Raw genomic sequence first — 15,111 nt, 5'->3', positions numbered from 1 at the left:
ATATTATGTATTAGTTAACTTTTGCATAAAATTCGACAAGAAATTTGCCTGAAACAAATTTACCATCAGCTGTTTTTTCAAGATCGATTTCTGTTATGATAACTTTAAACTTTCGGTGTAGTTCGTTTAGTAAGCCAACGAAAGCCTTATTAGTAAATTTATCAATCATAATACTTGTTTCAATACGATTGATTGAACCACCTAAGTTTTCTTTTTGAAAGCCATCAACATTAATTTGATTTGCTTTTAAGTTTAATCTCGAAGTCGCATCCGTTAATTTATTTACGAAATCAGATTTTTCGTAGATTGCATCATTTATTACAATAGGCCCTTCTTGGGCCTTAAGTTTTACGTTGCCTTCTTTAAAGTTCACAATAGCGCTCTCTAATTCTTTTCTTGTGTTCAGATCACTGACTTTCATTGTCCTAAAGATAAAGACACCAAGTAGAGCTATGACAGGAATAATAACAACTAGTCCAGATAAGAACTGATTAATAATTTTTTGCTCAGTTTCAGAGAAAGAGCGTAGTTGGTCTGCAAATGATTGAAATACACCAGAATTTCTAGCTTCTTCTATTTGCTTATCAATAGCGACATCAATTTCTTTAAACATGCTCTTTTGTGTCATTATTTACCTTTAAAACTAATAGTAATCTTATCTTTATTAGATTCATCAATATTGGCATCGTCAACATTAAGTCCTTTAAGGACTTTTAATAATTGTTTTGTATCTCGATCACTCTTACTTTGAAATTGTGCAAAACCTGAGTTTAGATCACCTTTGTACTTAGTTAATGATACTTCTTCGTTTCTTTTTATCGCACTCGTAATTGTGTGTAGGTTAGCAAGAGCACTAGTCTTTGGAACTTTTGCTAAAACTTTTAAATCAACATCAATTGCTTTATTTTTTTGTTTAATAATCTTTGTTAGCTTCTCAGGAGTTTTTCTAAGATATCTTTCCTGTTTTTGCGTAATATTCAAGTTACTCGATTTAATTAGCTTTTTGATCTCACGATCTGTTGACTTGATTTCTTGATTTACGAAGTAGAGTGATTCCACTAAGAATCCTGCACATAAAACTAGGCAAACTATAGCAAGACGATAGAAAGTAAAGATTGTATTTTCTAGTTTAATTCCATCTTTAAGTGCAGAAGCAAATTCTTTCGTAAAAAAGTTTTTTGCAGGCTCTCTGTATGTATTTGAAGCACCCATTGTGTAGGCGAGTGTTAGAGAGTTGTATTCTTGTGCAGAAACCATTCTCTCAAGACCTGGTGTCATAAATTGTGAAACACTTACGTGAAGTCTTTCTGTAATATAGTTATCAATATTTTTGATATTGGCACAACCACCAGTTAAGTAGATATGTTCGATACTTTGACCTGTTTTTACTCTATGTCCAAGTAGCCATCGGTCGATTTGAGAAAGTAGGTCTTTAAAAGTATGATGCATCATAAGAGCAAAGTCTTGCTGCTCTTTTGTTACACTATCAAGTTGTGACTTCGTTAGAAAGAAGCTATTTTCGTGTTTAAAAATACGTGCTTCTGCTGCCCCAATATTGTAAGTCTTTGAAATGGCCTCATCAATGGCCGAACCAGCAACATATGAAATATGGTGAGTGTAGATAATACCGTTATAAATTAGGTAGGCCTTCGTTGTCTGATGACCAATATCTAAAATACATACATTTGATTCTAATTTCTTTTCTTCAACAAAGCTCTGATAAACACTAAGTTCCGACGTTAAGTTTGATGGAACAGTATGGTAGGCTTGTAGAAAATTACGATAAGTCGCAAAGACACTCTTTTCTGCAATTTGAACAATTGCTGAAAATTGACTATTGATCTTTTTATAAAGATTAACAATGTAGTGAGTATCGGCGATATTAAATGGTAGGTCCTCTTCAAGTTGAAAAGGAATCATTAGTTCCGCATCTTTCTTGCTCTTAGCTGGAAGATCAAGATAGCGATTCGTTAAGAATTCATTTGGTAGTTGAGTAATGATTCGACCATTGTAGTGCTGGTCTTTTAGAAAGCCTGAGATGATTCTTTGTTGAAGTTCATGAATCGATACTTCTTGGTCACTTGGCCCACGAACATCTTCGAGTAGAACTTCTTCAATATCATCAATAATGAATCTTTTTTTGTGTACTCGGCCTTCAACAAATTTAATACTGTAGGCACCACAGTCTATTACTAAAATACTCATAAATTTATTTTACCAAATTTCAATAACTTTGCTGTTTTTTTTTGAATGAAAAATTTGCCATTAGTAGGTGCGTATCTCAACAACTCTTGGACGCAGGAGATAGTACTTACTTGAAGACTGTTGCCCTTGTTGACCTGTACTTGATTGTTGTTGTCCACTACCTTGGTCGTCATCATCATCTGGATTCTGTGAACCACCTGCTTGTTGGCCAGATTGTCCTTGTGATGTCGTTGTTGGTGCCTGAGGTTTGATTGGTAAGTCGATAAAAGCAGTCAACTTATACGTTGTGTCGGCATACATACCGATGGATTCTAATTTGAAAAGCTTACCACCTGTACCAATGATAATATCTGCGTCAGCAAATTCTTTAATTCTTTTATCAAAGTCTGATGCTTCGACAGCTCCGAGACGATTTGTAATAAGTTCTTTGAAGTCCTTGTCACTTTTAAATGAACTTGGTGAAGTTCCATTTTCCTCATCACCATCACGGTACTTAAAGAATTCTTCCAGAGCAACGTCAGACATTTCAGGAAATAAAACTTTAAGCTGATTGATTGTAATTTCGTTAACATTAATTACGGAAACATTATGAATTGAAATTCGATCCTTTATAAGATTTACGATCTCATCATCCCAGCCTGCAAGAGAGTAAAGCTCTTCTGCTGTTTCAAATGCAGCATGTTTGGCTTCAACACCAAGGTTTTGATAAGTTCTCTGGATATCTGCTTTTTCTGGCTCATCATAATCTTCTTTACCAGAAACAAAGTACTTTAATTCTTTAACAAGTAGTTTCGGATCAAGATTAGAGTAGTGAAGAGCGAAGTCTTCATTATTTTCGATCTCATTTCTAAATGTTGTTTCAAGCATTTCTGTAAAAGTTTTCTCCATGAATTGATGAGGTGTTATTGTCGAGCTCTGTTGGCCACTTGCCTCAGAGGAAGATTGTGAAGAGCTTCCATTCATTGGTTTGATTACTCTTAGGGTATTAGGATTAAGAAATCCTGTTATAGGCTTAAGACTAACTGAAATTGATCCTTGTATTAGTGATTCTTTTTCAAACTCTGCAATAGCATTTTTTTGAAGAGCACTTAATTCAGTCGTAACCGGAATTGGCACAACGAATGGTTGTGTGGCAATAGCTTCAATATCACTCTTAGAAATTGTCGATTGAAGGGAAGTGTTATCTTCAAGTTTGTTCCACGCTTCTCTATATACCTTTAAGACAGACAAGGCGTAATGAAGCCCTGCTTCAGCATTTAGCTTAGCTTGTACTTTATCGATTTGACCTTCAATTCTGATTTTGTTTAGTTTTGTCTCATACGTAAATTGAGCAAGTAGAACAGTTAGAATTGCAACGGCCGTCGTTACCATAATAATGGCGATACCAGACTCATTCTTAAGTAATGTCTTCTTATTTTTTAAAGTCATACTTTTCCTTTAAGTCTGCTGCTGCATCAAATTCTGGCCACATTACTCTAATTGTTCGATTAATTTGTATTTCATCTCCATTCTTTGAGACGTAATCGATATTCATACGAATAAGACGTGGAGTATTTCTTAATTTATTTAATTCTCTAAGTGATGAAACAAACTTTTCTTTTTCTGGACTATAGAATTCGAAAGAAAAGTCTCTTAAGTTTTCTATTACTGGATATTCTTTTGCTTTTTCCCAATCTAATTCAGTATTATAAATATCAACTGGAATGATTGTTCTCGTTAGGGAATATGGAGCTTCTGTATTTTTTTCTTCTTCCTCTTGCCCCTCTGTCGATGTCGTTACCACTCGGTAGCGTACCCACATTAAGTTAGATTGCTTCATATTCTTTATAAGTCTTCTGTTTGCTGAAGATAGAAAAACTAGTGAACCTTTCTCTTCATTTTGTAAAATTGGAATTGGAACATTTCCTGACGATAAGTTATCAAAATTCTTATTCTGATATATATGAGAAGTCATCACATATTTACTTGATTGTTGTTGCTGCTGTTGCTGTTGAGACGATCCTCCAAGCCTTGATCCCGATTGAGATTGTGAGGCATTGTAGATTTTTGCAAAAGCTTTGTTATCTTCTGCTTTAGACGATTCGTAATAAAGAGGAGAGTTGATGAGTTCGATATCTCTTTCAATTCTCATCATTCCAATTTCTAACTGTAGTCTCTCGCGGTCTTCTTTAGTAACACGATCGTTCGTGTTAACACTGCTGTCGACGATTGTATAAATGGCCGTCATGAGTACTGATAAAATAGCGATAGCGATAAGAACTTCAATTAATGTGAAGCCCTTTTCATTGTTGTGAATATGATCGGTTTTAAAACTTCTCATCTTCTAGAGTCCGTTTATCTCTACTTTATATTTATCATTTGAAAGCCACGTACTTATTGTAAACGTTTCTTCTGTAGTATCATCTTTAACAGTGACACTAACTTGCCAAATAAGTTTTTCAAGGTTCTTTTTAACAACACCAAAGATTTGTTTTTGAATTGAGTTATTGCTATCGTCACCATCATCTGGTGTTTCAGAGCCCGTTATCTTTTCGAAGTCTGGTACCGTAAAATTCTTCCATTCAACGCTATAGCTAATATTTTCATTACTTTCAAATTTCCCTACTTCAGGCTTCATCGTAATACTATCTTTTAGCTCCGGTGGGTAGGCCAGAATCTCATTCATTTTTTCAATTCCATATTCACGAAGAGTTATCTCCGTTCGCATCTCCATCGAATCTGTAATATTTAGGCCTTGAGCAGTGATATATGAAGTTATAAAGACAGCGAATATTGCAAGTGCAATAAGAACCTCTATGAGGGTAAATCCAGAATTATTTTTTAATTGCTTAACCATTCGTTATAAAGTTCTTCTGCTTTTGTTGTTAGTTTTTCAATAAAGTCGTCACTAGAGAAGTTAACATCTTCCAAGGCCACGTACTCACGATTGATTACTTGACTGTATGGCTCTGTTGATAGTGCGACCATTTCATCTTCAGTTGCAAGAATAATTATAACAGAATCTTTCTCACCTGTGGGGTAAAAGTAGACATATGGTTTGCCAGTTATGTGTAATTTTTGTGTTAGTGTGCTGCCAACTGCAACAATGCGAACACCGCCCGTTGGACGGAAGTCATTAGCATCAAAGTCCGGTAGAGGCATGAAGCGACCTTTCTTATTTGCTTCTTTTTTCTCTTCATCAGTCATGTCATCGTAATTCTTTGTTGAATCCATATCAATTACAAAGTCATTACTTTGTGCCATTTCTAAAGAGAGTTTTTGGTCGATATCTTCTAAATCAAAACCAACGCGTAGAAATTTATTTGTTAAGCTCGCTTCATCACTTGAGAAGCGAATAACTCGTTCAACATTTTCAATCGTATCATCTAGGTTGCGGCGTGAGGAAAAGGTTGATCCTGCAACCATGTAAAGAAGTAGGGAAGCTAAGGCCATGGATACCAGAATTTCAATTAATGTAAAACCTGATTGTCCATGTGCCTTATGCATAGTTTCCCTAATTTATTTTAGATTACTTATTGTCTCTTAAGTAGATATCGGCAGCGAAACCTTCTCCGCCTTCTTCGTTATCATTACCATAAGACATGATGTTGTAAGTCTTTCCATCTGAAGTATAAACATACTCCATATCCCATGGATCTAATGGGATTTCATCCGCATCGATAAATCCATTTGGTGGATAATTCTTACACTCGCGTCCGCCAGACGGTTTGTTGATAAGTGCGTCTAATCCCATCTCTGTTGTAGGGTAGAAGTTACACTTTCTTCTAAAGTCTTTCAGTAGTGACTCTAGTGATTTCATTTGAATGTTAGCAGACTTTACACGACCTTCTTCTAGTGAGTCGAAAACTTTACCTGCAATAAATGTCCCCATAAGTGAAATTAGAGTAAGGGCAATTAGGATTTCAATTAATGTCATCCCGGCCTGACTCTTCATTACTTGGCGTTTAAAAAAATTGTACTTCATTTAAAATCTCCTTAAATGTCTTCTTTTCTATATCCTCTAAAAAGCTTAATTGATTGAGTTTAGCTCCATCATTGGAACGACAACTGACATTACAATGAAAGCAACAGCTCCACCCATGCCGACCATCATAATAGGTTCGAGTACAGATGTTAACCCACTTAATTTAGATTCTACCTGATCCTCGTAGTTTTCCGCAATGATGTTAAGCATTGGTTCGAGTTCACCTGATTTTTCACCTAAGCTTATCATATGTGTAACCATGATAGGGAAGTATCCTGATTGTGCAAGGGGCGCTGCCATGGAAGAACCTTCCGATATATTAATACGAGCGCTTTCAATTGCTTCTTGCATATGGACATTACCAATTAGGTTTTTAACAATCTTCATTGAAGCAAGAATTGGTACACCTGAATTTAAAAGTGTTGCAAGAGTTGAAGCAAAGCGTGAAACGTTCACCATTGTAATAAGTGAACCAAATACTGGAAGCTTTAGAGTCACGTAGTCCCATTTTGCGCGGCCATTCTTTGTATTAATATAGCGATTAAATAGCCAATAAAGACCAAAGGCGCCAATTATTACGGCCCACCAATATTGTTGTAAAAATCCTGATAGCCAAATTGAAATTTTTGTCGGCAGAGGTAACTCTTTTTTCATCGAAACAAAAATCTTTGTAATCTTAGGAATAACTAAAACTAAAATTACACCCATAACAAGGGCTCCAACTAGTAACATGATGATTGGATACATCATGGCACCTTTAACTTTATTTTTTAATTTAACTTGCGCTTCTGTAAATTCTGCAAGACGAAGTAGAACAATATCTAATGTACCTGACTGTTCACCGGCTTCAACCATGTTGACATAAATATGGTCAAAGATTTTTGGATAGTCTGAGAATGCAGAGGCAAGGGAGCTACCTTCATTTACTTTTTGACGAATCTCAGAGAGAACAACTTTTAATTTTGGGTTCTCACACTGTTCAATAAGTGCATTGAAGGCTTCAACAATTTGAATCTTTGCTTTAACAAGAGTGGCCAATTGTCTTGTCATAAGTGAGAGGTCGTTGATTGAAACGGTACTTCCGAAATTTAGCTCAAAAGAAGACTTACTAGAAGACTTATGTTCTTTTATCGCAGTAAGCATAATACCCTTAGCACGAATTTTGGCCTTGGCCGCCTGTTCGTTTTCAGCTGTGATATTACCTTTCTTTTCAGTTCCGGTACGATCGATACCTTTGTAATCAAATATGGCCATGTCTTCTTACTCTTTTTACTTTTTCTTTATTGTTCCTGACTCTCGTCTTCGCCTTCAATATTGATTGCACGGTTCATTTCTGCAATTGAAGTGATTCCCATTATAACTTTCTCAATGGCATCATCTCTAAGAGTTTTCATCCCGTATTTCTGTGCAACTTTTTTAATCTGCCCTGATGGAGCAGAGTTAATAATAAGTGAGCGAATTTCATCATTAATCATTAAAAGTTCTGCGACAACAGTCATACCTGAGTAGCCTTTATTGTCACAACTTGGACAACCTACGGACTCATACACAGTTGCACCTTCAGGTATTTTATCTATTCCTAGTACTTCTAGATCAAAGTCAGTAATATCTTTTGGCTTCTTACACTCCTTACATAGTGTTCGAATAAGTCTTTGCGCAAGAGCACCAGAAAGAGAAGAGGCAATCATGAATGGTTGCACTCCCATATCAATCAGACGGTTTGGTACTGACGATGCATCGTTAGTGTGAATCGTTGATAGTACAAAGTGACCAGTAATTGAAGCTTGTATCGCCATCTCTGCAGTTTCGTAATCCCTTGTTTCCCCAACCATGATAACATCAGGGTTTTGACGAAGAATGGCACGAAGTGCTTTAGCAAATGAAAGTTCAATCTTATGGTTTACCTGGATTTGAGAAATACCAGGTACTTCGTATTCCACCGGATCTTCAACTGTAATAATCATTCGATCTGGTGTATTGATTCGACTTAGCATCGCAAATAGAGTTGTCGATTTACCGTGACCAGTTGGACCTGATACATAAACAATTCCATCTTTTCTTTGCGATAGGGCATCGAGATCATCAAGAACCTTACCGTGGAAACCAAGGTGGTCTAGTTGAAGGATATTATTGTCTTTTTCAAGAATCCTCATAACGATACGCTCACCATTTTGAACTGGTACCGTTGAAAGACGGATATCGATATCTTTACCGGCCATCTTAATTGGAATACGGCCATCTTGAGGAAGACGTTTTTCTGCAATATCAAGTTTTGCCATAACTTTAATACGTGAAGCTACAGCAGAGTGTGTTTTAAGCGGTTGTCTTAAGACTTCCGTCATAACTCGATTGATACGAAAACGATAAATTGATTCTTTTTCATACGGCTCAATATGAATATCTGTTGCACGCTCTTTTACTGCTCTAAAAATAATCGAGTTAACAAAACGAATAACAGGGGCTTCATCCGCACCAGCATCTAGGATATCAATCGGACCGTCAAGATCTAGTGATTCATCAAATTCGTCTTCAAGAGACTGAACCATATTCTTATTTGCTTTTTCATACACGCGATTGATTGCGTCATTAACTTTTAATGGTTGGGCAACTGAGATATGGATATCTTTTTTAAAAATTTCTCTTAGGTCATTGATGGCATCAAAATTAAATGGATCCGTAATAATTACTGAAACAAAGCGGGGAGTTTCCATTACTGGGATAAGCTCCTGCGTCTTTGCATAATTAATTGGAATATTCGTAATTAATTCAGGATCAATTGTATCCACATCAATTTCAGACTCGTATGGTATTTCAATTTGGTGACAAATTACTTTTGTAATATCGTGAGGGTGAATATAGTTCTTTTTAAGTAAAATTTCACCAATAAGCATTCCTGATTCTTGTTGAATCTCTAGTGCTTCATCTAACTGCTCACGTGTAAGAGAGGTGTGCTTAATTAAAAGCTCACCAATCTTTTCTTTACCGTGTTCAAATGTTTCTAGCATTTGGTTTCTCATTTACATCAAGCCTTTTTAAATTACTTCTTAATCACAACTTCTTTATCTGAAGACTTTACTTTTATAGCAGGAGCCTTCTTAGGAGCTGATTTCTTCGCATTTACTTTTTGAACGACATCATTGTAGCCAGGCTCAATAACAGAGTCATTCATCACGCTATCTTGGTTTTGTTGCTTGTAGTACTTGTTACGTTGCTCATCATAAAGAGGACCTTGCTCTTGTTTTTGGGCCTTGTTGTAAAGACCTTTAGCAGTCGACTTAAATGGATCTTTTTCACCGTGGAACTCTTTTAGGTGAGAAGCACGACGATTTAAGCTTTCTTTAACTGTACTCGCAATATCTTCTTGATAGTTATCAAGAATTTTTGGCGTTAAGAACATTAGCATATTTAGTTTCTCAGTTTGTGTCGTCGTATTCTTAAATAGCCAACCAAGAACTGGAATATCACCAAGTAGAGGAACTTTACTTACTGAATCAGTTGTCTTGTCTCTCATCATACCACCCATTGCAATTGTGTCGCGATCACGAACAGTTACAGTTGTTACAGCACTTCTTACGACTGTACCAACACCAACTGATGCTACACCAGAAGGAAGGGCCCTACTTGAGAAATCTTCAAAGTTTTGGTCAATTTTTAGTTTGATATATCTTGTTACCTTGTTAATTTGAGGAGTTATCTTCATCTTTAAAGTAACATTTTGTGTGTCTAGTGAAGTCGTTGTTGAACCATTAGATGCCTGGCTCTCTTTAGGTACAGGAATCTTTTCACCAACTTCAAAAATACCTTCTGTATTATCTAGAACTAATAATTGAGGAGTAGAGAGTACGTTTGTGTCTCCGTTACTTGCAATTGCAGAAATAAGTGCGTTTACTGAATCAATTTTCACTGTTTGACCATTGATCTCTGTTTCAATTTCATTTCCTAGACCAACACCGGCAAATAGACCACCAATTGATGTCCAAGTTCCAGAAATAAGTTGTGTCAGAACAGAACCTGAAGTTCCGTGAATTGAACCAGCACGGTCTGCAGCACCTGATCCGTATGCACCAACGATAGAGACACCAAGATCACGTGATTTTGAGATATTTGTTTCCATCACTAGACCTTCGATAAATACTTGGTCTTTTGGTTGATCTAGTTTCTTAATAACTTTTTCAAGTGTAAGCCAGTCAGTAGGAGAGGCAGTTACAACAAGAGCATTATTAGACTTGTCTGCAGTAATTCTAACTTCTGCATTAAATAATTCGTTATTATCTTCAGTTGCTGTTCTAGAAAAACGAGAAGTTCTTCTTGAGCTTGAAGAATTCGATTTTGATCCACTTACTAGCTCAGATAGTGTCTTAGACATATCTTCAGCATCTCCGTGGTAGAGGTAGTAAACATGAATTTGTTCGTTATTAGAAGCAACTAATTCAACATCTAGCTTATTGATTAGTTCCTTAAGTCTCTTTGCTCCACTTGAGTTTGCCATGGCAATAATCGAGTTTGTACGTGGCTCTGCCGTTAATTTTGAGATGATCTGTCCACCACCATCAGAGCTTCTTCTTGAGGCAGTTTTCTTAGAAGTATCATCTTTTAGAATCTTATCAAGTAGCTTTGCAATTTCTGATGCCGAAGTATTCTTAACAGGGATGATCTGTAGTGTTTCTTCGTGGCCAGGAACATCGATGAATTTAATTAAACTCATTAAACGATTAATATTAGAACCAGTATCTTGAATAATAATAGTATTTGTTTGTTTGATTTCAATGATTCGTCCGTAACGAGACATAAATGGTCTAAACGAGCGTGAAACTTCTGTCGAATCAATATTTTTAAGGGCAATAATCTTCATTAGGTAGTTTTCTGTTTCTGGAACATAGTTACCTGTGTAGATTTTAGTAGGGATGTAGCGAATATCTCTAGCTTGTACAATTTTGTAGAATGCACCAGATTTAACCATCGTTAGGCCATTCATATTCAGTGCTGCTAAATATGCTTTCCATGCATCACCAACAGTAATAGGTGTTGGTGCAGAAATAGAAATCTTTCCTTTTAGGTCTTTGTCGATAATCAGATTTAAACCTGTAAGTTTTTGCATGTGCTTAGTTAGGTCTTGAAGAGAAGTGTCTTCGAAGTCAAAACTTGTAACAATCTCTGGACCAAAAGCAGTCTCTGGATTTAAGTTAACGTAAGCATCATCAGTTTTCTTAGGCTGAGTTGCAGTTCTTCCAAATGCATCACTTCCTGACTCTGCATTGCTGCTATCGAGTAGGCTAGCTGCCGAAGGATTCGCATCGCGATTAACCTTGGTTTTTGATTTGAATTGTCTAAACTGTGCTTGAGCAGGGTCTGCTGCAAGACAAAGTAAAGATAGCGCTGAGAGATTTAAAAATAGTTTCTTCATCCATGATCCCTATAATTATTCGACAAAATTGTAGTTGTAGCTTTGTTGAACTCCGTTTCTCTTAATACCGAGTTCGTAATAGTCCGTAGACTTAATTTTTCCAAACATTCCCATAATTTGATTCATATTTTCGATTTTTGCACCGTTGATTTCACAAATTATGTCATCGTTTTGAACATTTAGATATGAATAGATTGATCCTGGCTTCACTTCTGTCATTTTAAAGCATAGGGATCCATCTGGATTCTTAATTGTAATGGCCTTGGCCTGCGTTAGAACATCTCCAATATTACTTAAAAGAGAGTCACGTAGTTCCTTCTTTATTTTGAAGTTATTTCCTTCAACTTTAATATCCTTGTTAAATTCAGGCATTACGTCTTTGGCGCTACTTGGTGGAAGAATTTTAGTGTTGGCCTTGCGAGCAAAGCGCTTGGCCTTCTCGTCAACGTTTGCAATGAATTCACATTCACCAGTTCTTAAGTTTTTAAAGATAACTTTTTGACGTGTGATACTTCCAATCTCTGCTATATTATTGATCTTTCCACCAACACGAACATTTTCTACCTTTCCACGGTTAGAAACACTTGCTACAGACTTGGCACTGTTTTGAAGAACAATTGTATTTAAGAGTTTGAAACCAAGTCTTGATTCTTGATCAGCAGCAAGGCAGATCTTAACAACATTCTTCGGACGTTTAACTTTTGTTTCAGTTTTTTCGTTTTCATCTTCTTGAATATTGAATGGGTTATAGTTTCTAATATTAGCAATTGATGCATTGTGATCGTAAGTATTAGGGCGACTAAAATCTGTTTGAAATTTTGCGCCACCGTCTTTGCCATTTAAGAAAAGGGCCGCAAATTTACCAATTTGATATAAGAAGGCACAAGTTAAAAGAATTAAAAAATAATGATGAATCTTAGGGCGCGATTCATTACTTAATAGGTTAGGAAGAAAGTATTGTGCGCCAGTTGGTTGACCTTTTGTTCTTTTTCCAAGACCACTTCCAACTCTTGATAAGTCAAAGTCTTCTGTCTTTGATTTGATTTTATCAAGCATGCGTTGCATGACATTGTATTTATTTTCTGATCCTTCAGTTTCGTCTTCTTCGTCACTATCTTCAGAGTCAGCTTCTTCATCAGCTTCGTTAGTTGATTTGTTAGTTAACTTACTTTTTAGCTTAGAAAGAAAACCGGCATCTTCTTCGGAGTGAGCTTCTAGATCGTCAATATAAACTTCTAGAGTGGGGTCTTCTAAGACCTGGTCTGCGTCTGGGGTTGGTGCGGGAGGTAGGGGAATGTCGACGTCTTCTTCGTAGACTTCGCCGTTGTCCTCTTCTTCGTACTCTTCCTCGTACTCATACTCTTCACCGTCATGAAGATTTTCTTCATGCTCAATAAATTCCCCATCATCCTGATCTTTGGATAATTTTGATTTAATTTTAGAAAAGAATCCTTTCTTTTTCGTCATTAAGTTTCTTCTTGAAAGTTTTTATATTTTAATACCTTATAGTATTTTAAGGTTGTTTACCCAAAGCATCAACCATTGATATATTCGGTAAGAATTTTCTTGCTTTTTGACCGAGTTAAAATGTCGGTTAAACTTAAGTAAGTGTTTGCTTTGATTATTTGACGAATGTCGTGCTAAAATGTCAGGGAATTCCAGTCAATCAATTTTCTACCCACATAGATGGATTTTAAAAAAGGACTTAATGATGAGTGAAGAAAAGCAAATGATGGACTCCATTGTTGGAGATCTATTCTTTGGTGAAGTTAAAGAAGACAATGTATTTCCATACCCAGGTTTTACTGATGAGCAGCAAGACTTTGGTCGTGAGATGGTAAACGCTGTAAACAAGTTCTGTGAGGGGACTTTAGACGGTGAGAAGATGGATCATGAGGGTGTGATCCCACCAGAAGTAATGCAAGGTTTAGCTGAGCTTGGGCTTTTTGGGATGGGTGTTCATGAAGATCTTGGTGGTCTTGGTCTTGACTACACTCTTTATAGTCGCGTTTTCGCTGAAGTTGCTTCTTTTGATGGCGCAGTTGCAACGATGATCGGTGCTCACCAATCTATTGGTTACCGTGCACTTTTAAACGAGGGGACTGAGGAGCAGAAAGCAAAGTGGCTTCCACAACTCGCTTCAGGTGAAAAGTTAGCAGCATTTTGTTTAACTGAGCCAGGATCAGGTTCTGACGCTTATTCAATTAAGACAAAGGCCGTTGATAACGGTGACGGCACTTATACAATTACAGGGCAAAAGCTTTGGATTACTAACGCAGGTACTGCAGAGTTCTATTCTGTGTTCTGTAAGACAGATCATGAGGTAGACGGTGAAATTAAAGAAAAAATTTCTTGTTTCGTCGTTGAAAAAGGAATGGAAGGTCTTTCATTTGGTGAAAAAGAAAACAAAATGGGGATCCGTGCATCTGAAACACGTGCAGTATACTTCGATAAAGTAATCGTTCCAAAAGAAAATATTCTAGGTGAGCTTGGAAAAGGTTTCAAAATCGCCATGAACGTTCTTAACTCTGGACGTCTTTCTCTTGGTGCTGGATGTGTAGGTGGAATGAAGACAATCCTAAAGCTTGCTACTGAGCATGCTAAAGGTCGTAAGCAATTTGGTGCACCAATTGCTGAGTTTGGTCTTATCCAAGATAAACTTGCTCTTATGGCAGCAAGAATTTATGCAACAGAGTCAATCGTATACATGACAACTGGTAATATGTGTAAAGGTCTTAACGACTACTACCTTGAGACTGCTGTATGTAAGATCTATGGTTCTGAATCTCTTTGGGAAGTTGTTGACCAAGGAATGCAGATTGCTGCTGGTAACGGTTATATGAAAGAGTATCCATATGAAAGAATTATGAGAGACTCTCGTATTAATATGATCTTTGAAGGAACAAACGAAATTTTAAGAATCTTCCTTGCTCTTTCTGGTATTAGAAATCCATCTGAAAGTATGAAAGCTCTTGGAAAAGCAGCTGATGTATCAAAAGCTCTTCAAGATCCAATTAAGTCTGTAGGTGTTTTAACTAACTTTGCTAAAGGTCGTCTATCAAAGATGATTGGTCAGCGACTAATTACTAAGCATCACGCAAAACTTGATAAAGAAGCAGGGAAGTTTAACTCTCTTCTTGGTCAATTCGCGATTCAAGTTGAAAACACTCTTATGAAGTATGGTAAGAATATTATCGGTAACGAGCTTCCACAAAAGAGAATTGCTGAAATGGCAATGAATCTTTATGTAATGCTTGCTGTAATTTCTCGTACAACTTCAATTCTTAATAGTGATAAGATCGAACAAGATAAGAAAGACTATGCTCTTAACCTTGCTCGTGTTGCACTAAAAGATGCAAGAGCAGTAGTTGTGACAAATCTTAAGGCAATGACTTCACACGATGACAAAGTTGTTAAAGAAACTTCTGATCAAGTTTGTGCAAATGATGGATACGGCCTAGATATCATTAATTTCTAATTATTTCTCATTACAATTAAAAAATAATCTCTTAGGCCCTAGTAAAAAATGCTAGGGCCT

General features: G+C 36.5%; 12 protein-coding genes. 1 reads left to right on the top strand and 11 read right to left on the bottom strand.

Features of this window, described 5'->3' with window-relative positions; translation table 11 throughout:
• Nucleotides 1-10 precede the first annotated feature (10 nt).
• Genes ACMAYX_RS03985 through ACMAYX_RS03935 form a run of 11 tightly spaced genes read right to left on the bottom strand, consistent with a single transcriptional unit; the run spans nucleotide 11 to nucleotide 13,040 of the window.
• Nucleotides 11-628, bottom strand: coding sequence for a hypothetical protein (locus ACMAYX_RS03985; RefSeq protein WP_412471567.1), 618 nt, complete (start codon nucleotides 626-628; stop codon nucleotides 11-13).
• The gene (gene pilM / locus ACMAYX_RS03980; protein ID WP_412470770.1) at nucleotides 628-2,205 is read right to left on the bottom strand and encodes a pilus assembly protein PilM; all 1,578 of its coding nucleotides are present in this window, start codon (nucleotides 2,203-2,205) and stop codon (nucleotides 628-630) included. The genes ACMAYX_RS03985 and pilM overlap by 1 nt, the downstream gene beginning before the upstream one ends.
• A 60-nt stretch (nucleotides 2,206-2,265) precedes the next feature.
• Complete coding sequence (locus ACMAYX_RS03975; protein ID WP_103216810.1) at nucleotides 2,266-3,633, bottom strand: hypothetical protein; 1,368 nt, start codon at nucleotides 3,631-3,633, stop codon at nucleotides 2,266-2,268.
• On the bottom strand, nucleotides 3,617-4,525 hold the full coding sequence (locus tag ACMAYX_RS03970) for a type II secretion system protein J (RefSeq protein WP_412471566.1): 909 nt from the start codon (nucleotides 4,523-4,525) through the stop codon (nucleotides 3,617-3,619). The genes ACMAYX_RS03975 and ACMAYX_RS03970 overlap by 17 nt, the downstream gene beginning before the upstream one ends.
• A gap of 3 nt (nucleotides 4,526-4,528) precedes the next feature.
• On the bottom strand, nucleotides 4,529-5,041 hold the full coding sequence (locus tag ACMAYX_RS03965; protein ID WP_392991437.1) for a prepilin-type N-terminal cleavage/methylation domain-containing protein: 513 nt from the start codon (nucleotides 5,039-5,041) through the stop codon (nucleotides 4,529-4,531).
• On the bottom strand, nucleotides 5,026-5,691 hold the full coding sequence (locus tag ACMAYX_RS03960) for a prepilin-type N-terminal cleavage/methylation domain-containing protein (RefSeq protein WP_392991439.1): 666 nt from the start codon (nucleotides 5,689-5,691) through the stop codon (nucleotides 5,026-5,028). The genes ACMAYX_RS03965 and ACMAYX_RS03960 overlap by 16 nt, the downstream gene beginning before the upstream one ends.
• A gap of 22 nt (nucleotides 5,692-5,713) precedes the next feature.
• Nucleotides 5,714-6,169, bottom strand: coding sequence for a type II secretion system major pseudopilin GspG (gene gspG / locus ACMAYX_RS03955; protein ID WP_412462782.1), 456 nt, complete (start codon nucleotides 6,167-6,169; stop codon nucleotides 5,714-5,716).
• Between the two features lie 45 nt (nucleotides 6,170-6,214).
• Complete coding sequence (gspF, locus tag ACMAYX_RS03950) at nucleotides 6,215-7,423, bottom strand: type II secretion system inner membrane protein GspF (protein WP_103216815.1); 1,209 nt, start codon at nucleotides 7,421-7,423, stop codon at nucleotides 6,215-6,217.
• A gap of 26 nt (nucleotides 7,424-7,449) precedes the next feature.
• Nucleotides 7,450-9,174, bottom strand: coding sequence for a GspE/PulE family protein (locus tag ACMAYX_RS03945; protein ID WP_233189680.1), 1,725 nt, complete (start codon nucleotides 9,172-9,174; stop codon nucleotides 7,450-7,452).
• A gap of 32 nt (nucleotides 9,175-9,206) precedes the next feature.
• Nucleotides 9,207-11,573 carry a type II secretion system secretin GspD gene (gene gspD, locus ACMAYX_RS03940; protein WP_103216817.1) on the bottom strand — a complete coding sequence of 789 codons (2,367 nt, stop codon included), beginning with the start codon at nucleotides 11,571-11,573 and terminating at the stop codon, nucleotides 9,207-9,209.
• A gap of 15 nt (nucleotides 11,574-11,588) precedes the next feature.
• Nucleotides 11,589-13,040, bottom strand: coding sequence for a hypothetical protein (locus tag ACMAYX_RS03935; protein ID WP_412470768.1), 1,452 nt, complete (start codon nucleotides 13,038-13,040; stop codon nucleotides 11,589-11,591).
• A 244-nt stretch (nucleotides 13,041-13,284) separates the two neighbouring features.
• Here ACMAYX_RS03935 and ACMAYX_RS03930 point away from each other — a divergent pair, with 244 nt between their 5' ends.
• The gene (locus ACMAYX_RS03930) at nucleotides 13,285-15,051 is read left to right on the top strand and encodes an acyl-CoA dehydrogenase family protein (RefSeq protein ID WP_158246782.1); all 1,767 of its coding nucleotides are present in this window, start codon (nucleotides 13,285-13,287) and stop codon (nucleotides 15,049-15,051) included.
• Nucleotides 15,052-15,111: the final 60 nt, after the last annotated feature.

This window comes from Halobacteriovorax sp. RT-2-3 (genome assembly GCF_047085075.1).
Lineage (GTDB): Bacteria > Bdellovibrionota > Bacteriovoracia > Bacteriovoracales > Bacteriovoracaceae > Halobacteriovorax_A.
This window is presented reverse-complemented; position numbering and strand designations above follow the sequence as displayed.

Excerpts from the sequence above, each read along its gene's own strand:
- ACMAYX_RS03985 (WP_412471567.1), bottom strand. The coding sequence starts at position 628 with ATGACACAAAAGAGCATGTTTAAAGAAATTGATGTCGCTATTGATAAG.
- pilM (WP_412470770.1), bottom strand. The coding sequence starts at position 2,205 with ATGAGTATTTTAGTAATAGACTGTGGTGCCTACAGTATTAAATTTGTT.
- ACMAYX_RS03975 (WP_103216810.1), bottom strand. The coding sequence starts at position 3,633 with ATGACTTTAAAAAATAAGAAGACATTACTTAAGAATGAGTCTGGTATC.
- ACMAYX_RS03970 (WP_412471566.1), bottom strand. The coding sequence starts at position 4,525 with ATGAGAAGTTTTAAAACCGATCATATTCACAACAATGAAAAGGGCTTC.
- ACMAYX_RS03965 (WP_392991437.1), bottom strand. The coding sequence starts at position 5,041 with ATGGTTAAGCAATTAAAAAATAATTCTGGATTTACCCTCATAGAGGTT.
- ACMAYX_RS03960 (WP_392991439.1), bottom strand. The coding sequence starts at position 5,691 with ATGCATAAGGCACATGGACAATCAGGTTTTACATTAATTGAAATTCTG.
- gspG (WP_412462782.1), bottom strand. The coding sequence starts at position 6,169 with ATGAAGTACAATTTTTTTAAACGCCAAGTAATGAAGAGTCAGGCCGGG.
- gspF (WP_103216815.1), bottom strand. The coding sequence starts at position 7,423 with ATGGCCATATTTGATTACAAAGGTATCGATCGTACCGGAACTGAAAAG.
- ACMAYX_RS03945 (WP_233189680.1), bottom strand. The coding sequence starts at position 9,174 with ATGCTAGAAACATTTGAACACGGTAAAGAAAAGATTGGTGAGCTTTTA.
- gspD (WP_103216817.1), bottom strand. The coding sequence starts at position 11,573 with ATGAAGAAACTATTTTTAAATCTCTCAGCGCTATCTTTACTTTGTCTT.
- ACMAYX_RS03935 (WP_412470768.1), bottom strand. The coding sequence starts at position 13,040 with ATGACGAAAAAGAAAGGATTCTTTTCTAAAATTAAATCAAAATTATCC.
- ACMAYX_RS03930 (WP_158246782.1), top strand. The coding sequence starts at position 13,285 with ATGAGTGAAGAAAAGCAAATGATGGACTCCATTGTTGGAGATCTATTC.